This window comes from Nitrospinota bacterium (assembly GCA_035528715.1).
Taxonomy (GTDB): Bacteria; JADFOP01; JADFOP01; order DATKYB01; family DATKYB01; genus DATKYB01.
In genome coordinates this window covers 1-2,325 of sequence record DATKYB010000075.1, presented here as the reverse complement: position 1 = coordinate 2,325, position 2,325 = coordinate 1, and the positions used below count along the sequence as shown (strand labels likewise).

Below are 2,325 nucleotides of genomic sequence, written 5' to 3'. Positions count from 1 at the left end.
AGATTAAATCTTTGTGACTCGACCTGAACTGCCGGATGTTCCTCTGACCTCTACTCGTAGTCTAATGGGAAGATGCCTATAAAAAGTGGCTATTATAGACGGGATACGGGATAGAGGCAAGGTCATAGACCCATAAGGAGGAAGGAAAGATGAAAAGACTATCCGGAGGAATCGATGTGGGAAGTGCATCCCATCACATCACCATCTTAGATGAAGAAGACCATATCCTGTACAACCAGAAGGTATCTCACAAACTGAATGAATTTACCGAAACCATAAAACAATTTAAAAAGATAGAGAGAAAAGAAAGAGGGAAAATTTCCTTTGCCTTAGAGGGAAAGAACGGCTATAGTGCGCCTTTTGATCGAATCCTACTTAATCAGGGCTTTACCCTCTATAATATCGATAACTTAAAGTTAAAAAGATTCAGAGAGGCCTTTGCCGGAGAATGGAAAGATGACCAGAGAGATGCTCTGATGCTCTCCAAGATGTTAAAATTAAAAGAGCACATCAATAGCCCAAGGGAGAAGATATTCATCAAGATAGAGAAACCCTCTCCGGTCACCGAAAGCCTGAAGCTCCTCTCCCGCCACCAGCAGACGCTGATCGATGAGAAGGTAAGACTGACTAATCGGTTAAGCAAGAAATTACTGGAAGTATGTCCTGAAATATTAAAATTGGGCAAAGTAAAATACAAAAAGATCGTCACTATTTTAGTCAAATATCCTGATTTTTCTAAGTATAAAAGGATTACTCTCAAATCTCTGTTAAAGATCAAAGGGATAGGGGAAAAACGAGATCCCTTTTTACTTAAAAGACTAAATAATATAGAGTATATGTCTGGCCTAACCGATATCTACAAAATAATCATTTCATCTTATGCTAAACGTATCTCAGAGCTACAAGAAGAGATTAAGGATATAGACAGAAAGTTAGATGAAATAGGAGAAAAGAGTAAAGGTGTTATACATCTAAAGACCATTCCCGGAGTGGCTACCAAACTGGCCAGTAGATTTATCGGAGAGATTGGAGATATCAAGCGCTTCCCTGCTGAGAAACAGTTGGCTGTCTACTGTGGAATCGCCTGTGTAGATAATAATTCAGGAAAGGTGACCAAAGCCAAAGCAGTGTATAAGGCCAATAAAATATGCAAACAGACTTTAATTACCATGGCCGGAGGTAGTATCCGTCTTAGTCTTCAGTGCAGGGCTTACTATCTGAAAAAACGGGCAGAGGGGAAAAGTCATAATCATACTCTTCGCTGCCTGGCCCGGCAATTAATTAAAGTCATCTATAGAATGTTAACAGAAGATAGAGATTATGTTATTAAAAAAGAATTAAAGAAAGCAGCATAAAAAAGTTTAAAATTATCTTGATTTTTCAGATGGGAAGTTCAGGCTTCACAACTTCACATTTTTATCAATCTCCATGCCCGATTTGATCATGAAGTCATTCTCCTTATATCTTCCTCTTAACACATTGGTTACCGTTGGACTTCCGATTTCAAGCAAATCGGCTATCTCTTTATTCGGTAGATCTGTATATTTTTTAAGGCTTTTAATATAGAGTTTTCTTACATCTGACCTTCTTTTGTCTTTTGTATTTCCTTTTATTCTATCCATTTTTATTGCAGTGACTTCTTCGATGATTTTAATTAATGCTCCCTTGGCTATCTTATGGCTCTCTTCTATATTTTTTACCACTTCTATTTTTTCTTCTTTGATCATTGATTTAATTTCTCTCGCTTCAACTTCATCCATAAAAGTTAGATATCTCTTAATGGCTTCGTTCTTAGGGTAGGCAAATAAACTGAGCGGAAAATTTACATCGATAAGTTCTGAATTGCCGATATACTCCTGGTGACTACTCCATGGGTAGTTGATACCATTTTTAAAGTTTGAGCGGACCGGGTTTTGATGAATGTATCGGATTAATGAAAGCAAATAGGCCTCTTTGTCACATAGAAAGGACTTATATCTTTGTTCAAATACATGGCCGGTAGCTCTATTTGTTCTATTGTAATACTGGGTAAAGACTTGTTGGATACCTTGCATGATCTTTGATAAAGGAATATCCTCAACCTCTATTAACAGATGAGCATGATTATCCATGATGCAATAGGCGTATAATTTGAAGTGATATCTTTTCTTATATTTTAATATTATTTTTTTATATTCTTCTTTATTTTCCTTGTTCTCAAATATAGATGTACGATTATTTCCCCGAACGATGACATGATAAAGTGCGCCTTCGTAATGAATTCTTGTTTTTCTGGCCATGCTTATCACCTATCTTCATTTTTTTTAGTATATCATTATTTTGTGA

General features: G+C 36.5%; 2 protein-coding genes. One reads left to right on the top strand and one right to left on the bottom strand.

All coding sequences use genetic code 11. The features are described from left to right. Nucleotides 1-149 precede the first annotated feature (149 nt). On the top strand, nt 150-1,355 hold the full coding sequence (locus VMW81_06035) for an IS110 family transposase (GenBank protein HUU50497.1): 1,206 nt from the start codon (nt 150-152) through the stop codon (nt 1,353-1,355). Between the two features lie 45 nt (nt 1,356-1,400). Here the strand turns inward: VMW81_06035 and VMW81_06030 are convergent, their stop codons facing one another. Further along, nucleotides 1,401-2,279, bottom strand: a complete 879-nt coding sequence (locus tag VMW81_06030; GenBank protein HUU50496.1) for a transposase — start codon at nt 2,277-2,279, stop codon at nt 1,401-1,403. Between the last annotated feature and the right edge of the window lie 46 nt (nt 2,280-2,325).